The following is an 11,862-nucleotide window of genomic DNA, read 5'->3' as shown; positions in this document are numbered from 1 at the left end:
AGTTAGCTCGCGTTTTATCGCGAGCTAAACAATCACATTCTGGCCAAGAGAATTTGGGCTTGTTCGATCATCTTCTTACGACCGAAAATCAAGTGGCGACGTTTGCCGCCAACCTGACGCCACAATACGGCGCAGCGAATACCAGAGAGCAGTAGTGCCCGAACCTTATGCTGATTGGCGGTTTGACGCAGCACAGAAGGGGTGCCGTTTACCTGAATGCGTGGTCCAATGGGACTCACTACGTCAAGATAAACGCTCGCCAAGTTGCTGATCATCTGCTCTTCGAGGAGATCGTAATGCTCGGTTTGACGCTGTAACATCTGGATTCTGTCGCCGAGCTGAGCCATCGCATCGTTACGACGTACCAGCTTTCTTTCCAAGGCCATCAGACTGATCAGATAGCGAGTAATTTCGTTGCCAGAAGGGGTACTGTCGATGCCTTTGACCAGACATTCCAACCCCAATTTGAGGCTTTGCTCATGGCCGAACACATCCAGTGTGTTCGCTGGATTGGTATTCACGATGGCTTTCATCGACGTTGCAAAGGCATCTTGATCACAATGTCCGTTTTTCGCCACTTCTTGAACCAGTGCTACAGCTTGGCACATGCCAGCAAAAGCGATAGTGCGGTCATAAAGTGTATTCGCCACGTAACGTCTCCTAAGCTTGAGTGTATGGAATGCGTTTTTCGATGATACCGCCACCAAGGCAAACGTCGCCCTGATAGAAAACCGCCGATTGCCCTGGAGTCACGGCAATTTGCCCCTCATCAAAGATCACTTTAATGTTGTCATCATCAATAGGAATGATTGTACAAGCAATATCTTGCTGGCGATAACGAGTTTTTACGCTGCATTTCATCACTTCGCGAATTGGCTCACGATCCACCCAGTGCAGTTGAGAGGCGACTAAGCCTTCAGATTTCAATAGCGGGTGCTCTTGCCCCTGTACGGCGATGAGCACATTGCGTTTCAGATCTTTTTCGGCGACGAACCAAGGCTCTTCATTACCGCCACCGCCTTTGCGGCCACCAATGTGCAAGCCTTTACGTTGGCCCAAGGTGTGGTACATCAGGCCTTGGTGCTGACCAACGACTTCACCCTCTGGCGTTTCAATGTTACCCGGTTGGGCAGGCAGATAGCGGCTAAGAAAATCGGTGAATTTACGTTCGCCGATAAAGCAAATACCGGTCGAGTCTTTTTTCTTCGCAGTGATCAAACCTTGTTCTTCAGCGATACGGCGTACTTCGGGTTTTTCCAGTTCACCAACCGGGAAAAGGCTGCGCGCCACTTGGTCGTGGCTCAGGGTATACAGAAAGTAACTTTGGTCTTTATTGCCATCCAAACCACGCAGCATTTGCGGCTTTTCACCGTTAGCGGGGAAAGTACGACGCACGTAGTGACCCATCGCAATGTAGTCTGCCTCAAGAACTTCATCGGCAAACTCAAGGAAGGCTTTGAACTTAATTTCTTTGTTACAAAGAATGTCTGGGTTTGGCGTTCGACCTGCTTTGTACTCGGCAAGGAAATATTCGAACACGTTGTCCCAATATTCTGCGGCAAAATTAATCGTATGCAGGTGAATGCCAAGTTTATCGCAAACAGCTTGAGCGTCCGCTAAATCTTCGGCTGCGGTACAATACTCAGAGTTATCATCTTCTTCCCAGTTCTTCATAAACAGGCCTTCGACTTGATAGCCTTGTTGCTTGAGGAGATAGGCAGAAACCGATGAATCTACACCGCCGGACATGCCAACGATGACCTTCTTTTGGCTGTTATCAGACATTACTTAACACCACTTCAATTAACTGGACGCAGATTCTAACAGAAAGCACACAGCGGCAACAGATCCGCGACGGCAATCACAAATCGTTTTGCCGAATTTTTCCGCAAAATAGTTCTCCAAAAGAGAATAGAGTGCGTAGAGAAAAGCGAACTGTGGCATAGTGAGCCAAATTTCAAATCGGAACAGAGCCTATGAGTAACGAAAACCAGTTTATAGAAGAAGCAGAATTGATTGAAGTGATCGAAAATCAACTCGAAGATGGCAACCCAGTTAAAGTGAAAGAAACCTTGATGCGTTTAATGATGACTGGCCATTCGCGTGAGGAAGCCATTGCGATGATGGCATGCGCCGTTTCAATTGAGATTTTTGATGTGATGCGAAATGAAGGAAAATTTAATCTCAAACGTTACGCCGAGCATCTCGATCAGCTACCCGATCTTGGCTTTATGGAAGGGGAATAATCGCACGCAAAAGAAAAAGAGCAGAGCAAACGTTTGCTATAATTGCCTTTATTGCCGCTGGTTAGGCAGCAGGTTAGAATCCGCTCTCTTTTTTAACCCCTTACTCAGACGAGCACTATGAAATTTCCCGGACAACGCAAATCAAAGCATTATTTTCCTGTACATGCCCGCGATCCGCTGGTGAGCCAAGCGCAGGAAAGCAAACGAATGACGCGTACACATGTTATCGGTATTGACCAAACTTTGGTGGATATTGAAGCGAAAGTGACGTCAGAGGTGATTGAGAAATACGGTCTGAGTAAAGGTCACTCATTGGTTATTGATGACCAAACGGCAGAAGCACTTTATCAGCAATTAAAACAAGAGAATTTGATTACCAACGAATATGCGGGCGGGACGATAGGAAATACATTGCATAATTACTCTGTATTGGCCGATGATCGCTCAACGCTACTCGGTGTCATGAGCCAAGATATTAAAATTGGCAGCTACGGTTATCGTTATTTATGTAATACATCCAGCCGTATGGATCTAAATTACTTGCAGGGTGTGGATGGAGCAATAGGTCGCTGTTTTGCGCTAATTACCGAAGACGGTGAACGAACGTTCGCGATCAGCGAAGGTCAAATGAATCAGCTAAAGCCGCAAAGTATCCCTGAAAAGATTTTTAAAAAAGCATCTGCCTTGGTTTTGACGGCTTATTTGATTCGTTGTAAGGAAGGCGATCCTATGCCGGAAGCCACAATGAAAGCGATCGAATACGCGAAAAAATACCATGTGCCCGTTGTACTAACCCTTGGCACTAAGTTTGTTATTCAGGAAGATCCGCAGTTTTGGCAATCATTTATTCATGATCATGTCACGGTAGTAGCGATGAATGAAGATGAAGCCGAGGCATTAACCGGTGAAAGCGATCCGCTTGCTGCTTCAGATAAAACTCTCGACTGGGCAGACTTGGTATTGTGTACGGCGGGGCCGCTTGGATTATTTATGGCGGGTTATTCCGAAGAGAGTGCAAAACGTGAAACATCACTGCCTCTTTTGCCTGGCTGTATTGCTGAGTTTAATCGCTATGAATTTAGTCGCCCGACGCGAAAGGCGTCATGTGAAAACCCGATTAAGGTTTACTCACATATTTCACCATATATGGGGGGCCCTGAGAAAATTAAAAATACCAATGGTGCGGGCGATGCGGCACTTTCTGCGGTGTTGCACGATATGGCAGCGAATAAATACCACAAAGAGAATGTGCCCAACTCAAGCAAGCATGTGCACGAATTTCTCACTTATTCATCTTTTTCTCAAGTGTGTAAGTATGCAAATCGTGCCAGTTATGAAGTTCTTGCTCAGCACTCACCTCGTTTGTCACGTGGCTTACCAGAACGGGAAGATAGCTTAGAAGAAGCGTATTGGGAACGTTAAATAGAAAATAAAAAAGGCTCCGCAAGGAGCCTTTTTTATATAATGCTAAGATTAGATTTCGAAATCTTCTAGAGATTTACCTGCATCTAACTGCGCTTGAATTGCTGATGGAGTACGACCTTGGCCTGTCCAAGTTTTTTCTTCGCCGTTCACATCAACATATTTGTATTTGGCAGGACGTGGAGCACGTTTACTTTTACTGCCTTTGCTCTTGCTTTTGGTTTCGCCAGAAAGCGCGCTGATAAGCGCATCAACGTCAATTCCATCTTTTGCAATCTGCTCTGCAATTGCAGCCAGTCTTGCTTCTTGTTCAGCTTTTGCCGCACGCTCTTCCGCTTCCGCTTCTTGACGCTCAGCAACAACCGTTGACAGTTTGTCTAATGCTTCTTCTAGTTGCTCTAAAGTGAGTTCTCTTGCGTAAGCACGTAGGCTACGAATATTAAGTAGAGTCTTTGTTAGTTCCGACATAACCTTTCCTATGTTAAGTAAGTCGACATCGCAATAATAATATCGAGGTTCAGATAAAACGAATAAGAATAAATTCTTTACGTTGCTAATATTAACGCTAAATACGATATAAGCAATATTTATAGTGTTTTTTTTATTGTTTAATCGTTACTAACTTTATATCCCACAGCTTTGCTATAGGCACTTGCTAATCGTGCGAATTTCTGTGACAAATGTTATGCATTAAGTGTAATTCACATCTACGATTCATAGTTGAGCGTGATAAAAATTCCACCTCAATTTAAACATCGTGACGCAACTGGATACATATCGTGGGCATTTTCCCTTGTTTTATTAGGTGATGTTTTTAGACAGATGTATTGCAAAGCCTATGAGGATGAGTACAATGACGCCTACCTGATGCGATAACTTAGTTGCTTTGTTGTTTTTATAAACAATAAATGGTTAAAAATAAGTTATCGCCGTAGAGGCGCAACGACAAAGAGTAACTATTATTGGGGTGATGCCAATGAATAATAGTGAAAGGTGTAAGTTGCCGAAGTAAGTTGCATATCAAAGCGGCTTGCTGGTGTTGTATTCGAATAGGAACAACACTGCCATAGTCTTTTATGTATAAACTATGGAGCGCTACTGTAGGGTTGGGTGAAGTGTTCACTTCCCTGTCGCTTAGTTCAACAAAAACATCGGAAATTTTTCTGACGGTTTGTTCTGCAGTAGATCTCTAACCAAAAACTGGTTTTTGAAGATCATGAATTTAATAGATTTTTCTACATCTCCTATTTCTTTACTACCGCCAATAGTGGCTCTTACCTTGGCGATATTAACCCGCAAGGTTCTGGTTTCTCTGGGCGTCGGTATTATTCTCGGAGCGATTTTGCTCAACAGTTACTCTGTAATCAACGCGGCGACTTATGTTGGTGAAAAAGTATCGGCCGTTTTCGTTGAAGATGGCGGCCTCAATACTTGGAATATGAGTATTGTGGGTTTCCTTTTGCTACTCGGTATGACCACAGCGTTACTCACTCTTTCCGGGGGTACTCGTGCGTTTGCCGAATGGGCACAATCGCGAGTAAAAAGTAAGCGCGGTTCTAAACTTCTTGCCGCATTTTTAGGCGTTTTTATTTTCGTTGATGACTACTTTAACAGCTTGGCTGTGGGCGCAATTTCTCGCCCAGTCACCGATCGATTCTACGTTTCTCGCGCCAAACTGGCTTACATTCTTGACTCCACCGCAGCGCCAATGTGTGTCGTGATGCCAGCGTCAAGCTGGGGTGCGTACATTATGACCATCATCGGTGGCATTCTGGTTTCACATGGAATCACTGAATATTCAGCGTTAGGGGCATACCTGCGTTTGGTTCCAATGAACTTCTACGCGATCTTTGCCTTGCTGATGGTGTTTGCTGTCGCTTGGTTTGGCCTTGATATTGGTAAGATGCGTGAGCATGAAATTGCCGCTTCGCAAGGCCATGGATTCGACAATGACGCGGAAACCGATCTTAAAGAAGCACATGAAATTGACGAAGAGCTGGATATACGTGAAAGCGAAAAAGGAAAAGTGTCCGATCTTGTCTTACCCATCGTTGCTCTGATTATTGCCACCGTCGCTTCGATGCTTTATACCGGCGCACAAGCGCTGGCCGCAGATGGTAAAGCGTTTAATCTTTTGGGGGCATTTGAAAACACGAATGTTGGCACTTCGCTGATTTACGGAGGCTTAGTCGGCCTAGCAGTAGCGCTGTTCACCGTGCTAAAACAGGGCCTTGCATTGGTCGAAATTGCTCGCACCTTGTGGATTGGCGCAAAATCAATGTTTGGCGCGATTTTGATTCTCGTGTTTGCCTGGACTATCGGCTCGGTGATTGGCGACATGAAAACAGGCTCGTACTTGTCGACGATGGCGCAAGGCAATATTGATTCCCATTGGTTACCTGTGATTCTCTTCCTGCTTTCCGGTTTGATGGCGTTTTCAACCGGCACCTCTTGGGGCACGTTTGGCATCATGCTGCCAATCGCTGGTGATATGGCGGGGGCGACGGACATCGCGTTGATGCTGCCGATGTTGAGTGCAGTATTGGCTGGTTCGGTCTTTGGTGATCACTGCTCGCCGATTTCAGATACCACGATTTTGTCATCGACCGGTGCGCGTTGTAATCACATTGACCATGTCGCGACTCAGTTACCTTATGCACTTGCTGTTGCACTTGTCTCGTGTATCGGCTTTGTAGCGCTTGGCATGACGGCGTCAGTAACGCTCTCTCTGGCCGCTGCGAGTGCCGCTTTCATCGTGGTGTGCGCGGTGTTTTCTTGGATGTCTAAATCCAAAAGAGTGACCTTGCAGAAAGCTTAACTCAATGATTTATAGAAAATAAAATGGGAGGCGTTAGCCTCCCATTTTATTTGTCATATACAAATTGGTCATTTTTGAAAATAAACTATTGCAAAATTTCCACAGCTTGGTTAGTGTGGTTAGCAACAAAGTGAACGACGTAAAGAGCAAATAAGTATGCGCATTTTTGTAATGAACATTCATCACCATCATCACCCAGCCTAGTCTTTCGGGAGATGAGCGCATACCCGGGAGACAGGAATCTTCCGGAGGTGAAAATCGTCGAATGCAGATTTTAAACCCTCGGGAGACCAACATCTTCCGAGGGTTTTTTAATTTCAACGGTTTAACTATTTCAAATTGAAGCACAGGGATTATGTCATGCCAACACAACGTTTAAGAATCGCCATTCAGAAAAAAGGCCGTTTGAGCCAAGAGTGCCAACTGCTGCTGAAAAAATGCGGTGTTAAGTTCAACATCATGGGTGAGCGCCTCGTGGTTCACTCTGAAAATATGCCTATCGACTTACTCTTAGTTCGTGATGACGACATCCCAGGTTTAATCATGGATGGTGTGGTGGATCTCGGTTTCATCGGTGAAAACGTCTTGGAAGAGGTGCGTTTGGAGCGCAAAGCGACCGGGACCGCGTGTGAGTTCGAAACACTAAGACGTTTAGATTTTGGCGGTTGTCGTCTATCGATTGCCTTGGATAAAGACGCGGTGTACAACGGCCCCAAAGATTTAGCAGGCAAACGTATTGCGACCACCTATCCGCAGCTACTCAAAGCTTACATGGATGAGCAAGGCGTGCCATTTTCAACCTGTATGCTGACCGGCTCGGTAGAAGTAGCTCCGCGCGCAGGTCTGGCGGATGCGATTGCCGATTTGGTCTCCACTGGAGCCACCTTAGAGGCGAACGGTTTGAAAGAGGTTGAAGTCATCTTCCAATCCAAAGCGACGCTGATCCAACGTGCTGGGCAATTTGATGCGGACAAACAAAATCTGATTGAAAAACTGCTGACTCGTATGCAGGGGGTTCAGCAAGCAAAAGAGTCTAAATACATCATGTTGCACGCACCTGTGGATAAGCTAGAACAAGTAAAAGCACTTCTTCCTGGTGCGGAAGATCCAACGGTACTGCCGCTGTCCGCGGAAAAACAAAGAGTGGCGGTACATCTGGTGAGTTCAGAAAACCTTTTCTGGGAAACCATGGAACAGCTGAAAGAACTCGGTGCGAGTTCTATCCTAGTACTGCCAATTGAGAAAATGATGGAGTAAGCAGCATGAGAACGGTTGTATGGCAGTCACTCAGTGAAGCGCAGCAAGATTCACTGCTCGAAAGACCAGCAATGGCGGAAGGCGCGAACATCACCGCTGCGGTAACCGCTGTGATTGAGAAAGTACGTCAAGACGGTGATGCGGCCCTGTTTGAGCTGACCGAAAAATTTGACCGAGTCAAACCTGAATCGCTTCGTGTCAGCACCGCAGACATTAATGCGGCAGCAGAGCGCCTTTCGGAAAAGATGAAGCAAGCGCTGCAGCAAGCGTATGACAATATTTATAAGTTCCACAAAGCACAGAAACCCACGCCGATTAAAGTAGAAACTCAGCCTGGCGTGGTGTGCGAGCAAGTGACTCGTCCTATCCAAAAAGTGGGCTTGTATATTCCTGGCGGCAGCGCACCACTGCCTTCCACGGTTTTGATGCTGGGTGTGCCGGCACAAATAGCCGGCTGTCGTAAAGTGGTGCTCTGTTCTCCGCCGCCAATTGCGGACGAGATTCTCTATGTTGCCAAATTGTGTAATATCGACGAGGTGTATAACCTAGGTGGCGGACAAGCGATAGCCGCGATGGCTTACGGAACGGAAACGGTTAGCAAAGTCGATAAAATATTTGGTCCCGGCAATGCTTATGTCACTGAAGCGAAACGTCAGGTCAGCAAAGATTTTCGCGGTGCAGCGATTGATATGCCAGCAGGCCCATCAGAAGTGTTGGTGATCGCAGACGATACCGCGGATGCGGAGTTTATTGCTGCTGACCTGCTTAGCCAAGCAGAGCATGGCCCTGACTCTCAAGTGGTTCTTGTTACCCCTTCTGTGGTGATCGCCGATAAAGTGACCGATGCGGTTCAGCGTCAGCTCAAACAGCTCAGCCGAGCCGAGATCGCGCAAAAAGCGTTGGCATCGAGCCTCATCATCATTGCCGATTCGCTCACTCAAGCGGTCTCTATCTCCAACTACTACGGGCCAGAACACTTGATTGTGCAGACCAAAGCGCCGCGTGAGCTGCTGCCGCTACTGGATAATGCGGGTTCCATCTTCCTTGGCGATTGGTCGCCAGAATCGGCTGGGGATTATGCCTCTGGCACGAACCATGTGCTGCCAACCTATGGTTACACTCGAACCTACTCAAGCTTAGGGTTGGCCGATTTCTCTAAGCGCATGACGGTTCAGGAGCTCTCTGCGGAGGGGCTGAAAAACTTAGCGCCAACCGTCGTCACTATGGCCGAAGCCGAAGGGTTGGATGCGCACAAACGTGCCGTGACCATTCGTGTTGAAAAATTACAGTCGCGTCGATAAGGAAGAAAAAATGGAAAAATTAGCGCGTAAAAGTGTGCAACAACTGACCCCTTATCTCTCAGCGCGTCGCATCGGTGGCTGCGGTGATGTGTGGCTTAACGCCAATGAATCGCCATTTGACAATGAATATCGTACCGATTTTACCCGCTTGAATCGTTATAGTGAGTGCCAGCCGAAAGGTCTGATTGCCGCCTATGCGGCGTATGCCGGAATAGCGCCTGAGCAAACCTTGACCTCTCGCGGTGCTGATGAGGGCATCGAGTTGCTGATCCGGGCGTTCTGCGAGCCGGGACAAGATGCGATTCTCTATTGTCCGCCGACTTACGGCATGTACTCGGTCAGCGCGGAAACGATTGGTGTAGAGCGTAAAACGGTGCCGCTGACGGCGGATTGGCAACTCAATCTCAACGAGATTGAAGCTAATTTGGATAAGGTCAAACTGGTGTTTGTCTGTAGCCCAAATAATCCGACTGGCAATCTGGTCAAACGCGAAGACATTATTACCCTGCTTGAGATGACCAAAGATCGTGCGATTGTGGTGATGGACGAGGCCTACATCGATTTTTGTCCTGAAGCTTCGACAGTGAATTTGCTGAGTGAATATTCGAACTTAGCCATTTTGCGTACCCTTTCCAAAGCCTTTGCCTTGGCAGGATTGCGCTGTGGGTTTACGTTGGCCAACGAAGAGCTAATCAACGTATTGCTCAAAGTGATTGCTCCCTATCCGGTGCCGGTGCCAGTGACGGAAATTGCCATGCAGGCGCTATCTCAGGCAGGATTAGCGCGCGCTAAATACCAAGTTCTCGATTTGAACGTCAACCGTGCCTACTTACAAGTTGGTCTTTCTATGATCCCAGGATTGCAAGTATTTGAAGGCTGGGGTAACTACTTGTTAGTTAAATTCCCTGATGGTGATGCGCTATTTAAAGCTGCGTGGGAGACTGGAATTATCCTGCGCAATTCACCGATTGAGGATTGTGTGCGGATCAGTGTTGGTAATCGTGAAGAGTGTGAGAAAACACTCGGTTTTATTCGCAATTACTACTCGTAAAGCAGAATGCATCGCCCTGAGCCAGCATGGACTTAGGGTAAAAAAAATAAGGAAGTGAGCGTGAGCAAGCAACAAAAAATTCTTTTCATCGACCGAGATGGCACCTTGATTGTCGAGCCACCGGTGGATTTTCAGGTAGACCGTTTAGATAAGCTGAAACTAGAGCCATTTGTTATTCCAAGTCTGTTATCGCTGCAAACGGCAGGCTACCGCTTGGTGATGGTGACCAACCAAGATGGTTTGGGGACCGACAGCTATCCGCAGGAAGATTTCGACGCACCACACAATATGATGATGGAGATTTTCGAATCTCAAGGCGTAAAGTTCGATGATGTATTGATCTGCCCCCATTTTGAGCGTGAGAACTGTTCGTGTCGCAAACCTAAGCTTGGCTTAGTCAAAGAGTACTTACAGGCCGGGAAAGTGGATTTCCAGAATTCTTACGTGATTGGCGATCGTCAAACGGATCTCCAACTTGCAGAAAATATGGCTATTCGCGGTATTCAATACCACCCAGAAAATATGGGCTGGAAACAGATCCTGAAAGATCTCACCTTGAAAGCGCGCGTTGCTGAGGTAGTTCGCACCACCAAAGAAACCGACATCAAAGTGGCGGTTAATCTTGATGAGCAAGGCGGTAATGAGATCTCTACTGGTCTTGGTTTCTTCGATCATATGCTCGATCAAATCGCCACACACGGCGGATTTAAAATGGTGTGTCAAGTGCAAGGCGATCTGCATATCGATGATCATCACACCATCGAAGATACCGCACTGGCGCTTGGTCAGGCATTGAAAGAAGCGCTGGGTGATAAGCGTGGTATTGGCCGTTTTGGTTTCAGCTTGCCAATGGACGAATGTTTGGCGCAGTGCGCTTTGGATCTCTCTGGTCGACCATACCTGAAATTTGACGCGAAATTTGGCCGCGAGCAGGTCGGTGATCTCTCCACCGAGATGGTGGTGCATTTCTTCCGTTCGCTCACTGATACCTTAGCATGCACACTGCATCTTTCTTCCTCGGGTGACAACGATCACCACATCATAGAAAGCTTATTTAAAGCGTTTGGTCGCACTTTGCGCCAAGCGATTAAAGTGGAAGGAACCGAGTTGCCAAGCAGCAAAGGCGTGCTTTAAAGGAGAGAAAACCGTGACACAACAGAAAGTGGTTATTATTGATACAGGCTGTGCTAACGTCTCTTCGGTAAAATTTGCCATTGAACGTCTCGGCTACGATGTGGTGATTTCCAGAGAGCCGCAAGTGGTTCTCTCTGCCGACAAGCTGTTCCTTCCGGGCGTAGGCACCGCGAGTGAAGCGATGAAAAACCTCGCAGAGCGCGATCTGATTGATCTTGTTAAGAAGGTAGAAAAACCGCTGCTCGGTATCTGCTTGGGCATGCAACTCTTGGGTAAGGTTTCTCAAGAAAAAGGCCAAAAAGCGGACGAACTGGTTGAGTGCCTTGGCCTTTGTGATGGCGAAGTGAAGCTGCTTGAAACGGGCAATTTGCCGCTACCACATATGGGATGGAATACCGTGTCGGCGAAAAATGGGCATCCTCTGTTTAAAGGCATCGAGGAAGGGGAGTATTTTTACTTTGTCCACAGCTTTGCGATGCCAGTCGGTAGCTACACCATTGCCGAATGTGAGTACGGTAACCCGTTCACCGCCGCAGTGCAAAGTGGTAACTACTACGGCGTGCAGTTCCACCCAGAGCGTTCTTCAAAAGCGGGCGCGAAGCTGATACAAAACTTCTTAGAATTATAAAAGGG

11 protein-coding genes, 1 riboswitch and 1 other annotated feature are annotated in these 11,862 nt (G+C 47.1%); of the genes, 8 read left to right on the top strand and 3 right to left on the bottom strand.

The genetic code is table 11. The features are described from left to right. Nucleotides 1-32: 32 nt before the first annotated feature. Both hflD and mnmA read right to left on the bottom strand, forming a co-directional pair. Nucleotides 33-650 (bottom strand): high frequency lysogenization protein HflD, encoded by a 618-nt coding sequence (gene hflD, locus I3X05_RS10805; RefSeq protein WP_045572000.1) that lies wholly within the window; start codon nucleotides 648-650, stop codon nucleotides 33-35. Nucleotides 651-660: 10 nt separating this feature from the next. Beyond that, nucleotides 661-1,785, bottom strand: a complete 1,125-nt coding sequence (gene mnmA, locus I3X05_RS10800) for a tRNA 2-thiouridine(34) synthase MnmA (protein ID WP_045571999.1) — start codon at nucleotides 1,783-1,785, stop codon at nucleotides 661-663. Between the two features lie 191 nt (nucleotides 1,786-1,976). Between mnmA and I3X05_RS10795 the strand changes: the two genes are divergently transcribed. Together I3X05_RS10795 and I3X05_RS10790 are read left to right on the top strand one after the other, a co-directional pair. Next, nucleotides 1,977-2,246 (top strand): hypothetical protein, encoded by a 270-nt coding sequence (locus I3X05_RS10795; protein WP_045571998.1) that lies wholly within the window; start codon nucleotides 1,977-1,979, stop codon nucleotides 2,244-2,246. 117 nt (nucleotides 2,247-2,363) lie between these two features. Next, nucleotides 2,364-3,668: an inosine/guanosine kinase gene (locus tag I3X05_RS10790; RefSeq protein ID WP_045571997.1), complete on the top strand. Its 1,305-nt coding sequence runs from the start codon at nucleotides 2,364-2,366 to the stop codon at nucleotides 3,666-3,668. A 51-nt stretch (nucleotides 3,669-3,719) separates the two neighbouring features. Here I3X05_RS10790 and I3X05_RS10785 read toward each other — a convergent pair whose 3' ends face one another. Further along, on the bottom strand, nucleotides 3,720-4,136 hold the full coding sequence (locus I3X05_RS10785) for an H-NS family nucleoid-associated regulatory protein (RefSeq protein WP_045571996.1): 417 nt from the start codon (nucleotides 4,134-4,136) through the stop codon (nucleotides 3,720-3,722). A 456-nt stretch (nucleotides 4,137-4,592) separates the two neighbouring features. Beyond that, nucleotides 4,593-4,774: riboswitch (Lysine riboswitch) on the top strand. Nucleotides 4,775-4,884: 110 nt separating this feature from the next. Between I3X05_RS10785 and I3X05_RS10780 the strand changes: the two genes are divergently transcribed. The 6 genes from I3X05_RS10780 (at nucleotide 4,885) to hisH (ending at nucleotide 11,857) form a co-directional block, all read left to right on the top strand. Continuing rightward, the gene (locus I3X05_RS10780) at nucleotides 4,885-6,486 is read left to right on the top strand and encodes a Na+/H+ antiporter NhaC family protein (protein WP_045571995.1); all 1,602 of its coding nucleotides are present in this window, start codon (nucleotides 4,885-4,887) and stop codon (nucleotides 6,484-6,486) included. A gap of 179 nt (nucleotides 6,487-6,665) precedes the next feature. Then, nucleotides 6,666-6,802, top strand: a sequence feature (His leader region). Between the two features lie 44 nt (nucleotides 6,803-6,846). After that, nucleotides 6,847-7,743, top strand: a complete 897-nt coding sequence (gene hisG, locus I3X05_RS10775) for an ATP phosphoribosyltransferase (RefSeq protein ID WP_045571994.1) — start codon at nucleotides 6,847-6,849, stop codon at nucleotides 7,741-7,743. A 5-nt stretch (nucleotides 7,744-7,748) separates the two neighbouring features. Beyond that, the gene (gene hisD, locus I3X05_RS10770) at nucleotides 7,749-9,044 is read left to right on the top strand and encodes a histidinol dehydrogenase (RefSeq protein ID WP_045571993.1); all 1,296 of its coding nucleotides are present in this window, start codon (nucleotides 7,749-7,751) and stop codon (nucleotides 9,042-9,044) included. A 10-nt stretch (nucleotides 9,045-9,054) separates the two neighbouring features. After that, nucleotides 9,055-10,095: a histidinol-phosphate transaminase gene (hisC, locus tag I3X05_RS10765; protein WP_337970711.1), complete on the top strand. Its 1,041-nt coding sequence runs from the start codon at nucleotides 9,055-9,057 to the stop codon at nucleotides 10,093-10,095. 60 nt (nucleotides 10,096-10,155) lie between these two features. Then, on the top strand, nucleotides 10,156-11,229 hold the full coding sequence (gene hisB, locus I3X05_RS10760) for a bifunctional histidinol-phosphatase/imidazoleglycerol-phosphate dehydratase HisB (protein ID WP_337970710.1): 1,074 nt from the start codon (nucleotides 10,156-10,158) through the stop codon (nucleotides 11,227-11,229). 13 nt (nucleotides 11,230-11,242) lie between these two features. Then, nucleotides 11,243-11,857, top strand: coding sequence for an imidazole glycerol phosphate synthase subunit HisH (gene hisH, locus I3X05_RS10755; RefSeq protein ID WP_045571990.1), 615 nt, complete (start codon nucleotides 11,243-11,245; stop codon nucleotides 11,855-11,857). The last annotated feature ends 5 nt before the right edge of the window (nucleotides 11,858-11,862 follow it).

The sequence above is a fragment of the Vibrio navarrensis genome, from assembly GCF_015767675.1.
Classification (GTDB): domain Bacteria; phylum Pseudomonadota; class Gammaproteobacteria; order Enterobacterales; family Vibrionaceae; genus Vibrio.
Note: the sequence above shows the minus strand (reverse complement) of the source record. Positions and strands in the feature narration are given on the sequence as shown.

Coding starts and splice junctions, on each gene's coding strand:
- hisC (WP_337970711.1), top strand. CDS start 9,055: ATGGAAAAATTAGCGCGTAAAAGTGTGCAACAACTGACCCCTTATCTC.
- mnmA (WP_045571999.1), bottom strand. CDS start 1,785: ATGTCTGATAACAGCCAAAAGAAGGTCATCGTTGGCATGTCCGGCGGT.
- I3X05_RS10785 (WP_045571996.1), bottom strand. CDS start 4,136: ATGTCGGAACTAACAAAGACTCTACTTAATATTCGTAGCCTACGTGCT.
- I3X05_RS10780 (WP_045571995.1), top strand. CDS start 4,885: ATGAATTTAATAGATTTTTCTACATCTCCTATTTCTTTACTACCGCCA.
- hisG (WP_045571994.1), top strand. CDS start 6,847: ATGCCAACACAACGTTTAAGAATCGCCATTCAGAAAAAAGGCCGTTTG.
- hisD (WP_045571993.1), top strand. CDS start 7,749: ATGAGAACGGTTGTATGGCAGTCACTCAGTGAAGCGCAGCAAGATTCA.
- I3X05_RS10795 (WP_045571998.1), top strand. CDS start 1,977: ATGAGTAACGAAAACCAGTTTATAGAAGAAGCAGAATTGATTGAAGTG.
- I3X05_RS10790 (WP_045571997.1), top strand. CDS start 2,364: ATGAAATTTCCCGGACAACGCAAATCAAAGCATTATTTTCCTGTACAT.